This is a genomic window from Halorubrum sp. Atlit-26R, from assembly GCF_003666015.1.
Lineage (GTDB): Archaea > Halobacteriota > Halobacteria > Halobacteriales > Haloferacaceae > Halorubrum.
In genome coordinates this window covers 1-742 of sequence record NZ_QPLT01000204.1, presented here as the reverse complement: position 1 = coordinate 742, position 742 = coordinate 1, and the positions used below count along the sequence as shown (strand labels likewise).

Below are 742 nucleotides of genomic sequence, written 5' to 3'. Positions count from 1 at the left end.
GTCCACAAGACATTTAGACGAAGAAGTACAAATGTCTGTCGTCGTGCGGCGAACCAACACGTTCGCGGTGCGTCCACTCTCCACACAGGACGAGCAACTGCTCCGTGAGTTGTTGGATGCCTCCGCCAGCCTGTGGAACGAACTCACCTACGAACGTCGACAGCAATTTTTTGACGGCGAGTCGGTGTGGGATACCGCCGACTATCGCAAGCAGTACGTCGGTGTTCTCGGTTCGGCTACTGCGCAACAGGTCATCCGCAAGAACAACGAAGCGTGGCGGTCGTTCTTTGCTGCCCGCGAGGACGATGCGGACACCGCCCCGCCGGGCTACTGGGGCAATGAGGACGAGGGCCGGGAGTTGCGGACGTACATCCGCAACGACCAGTATACCCTTGAAATCGGAGAACGGAGCCGACTTGAAATTCCTGTTGGCCAAGACCTCAAAGACGAGTACGGCCTTGGCTATCACGAGCGCCTACGTCTTGAAGTCGCTGGCAACCCGAAGTGGGAGGGTGACCAGGGCCGGTTAGAACTGTACTACGACAAGGTCGAGAACACGTTCAGGGCCTTTCACCCCGTCACTGTGCCTGATTCGCGACGGGATTCACCACTAGCCGAGGAATCGGCTGCCGTGGACGTGGGTGCGAACAACCTCGTCGCCTGTACTACTACGACCGGCCAGCAGTACCTCTACGAGGGACGCAATCTGTTCGCCCGCTTCCGTGAAACCACTGAGGAGATT

General features: G+C 58.4%; 1 protein-coding gene. It reads left to right on the top strand.

The features are described from left to right. Nucleotides 1–31: 31 nt before the first annotated feature. Nucleotides 32–742, top strand: a 711-nt coding sequence (locus DVK07_RS20140; RefSeq protein WP_394338900.1) for a transposase, incomplete at its 3' end; no start/stop codon positions are given.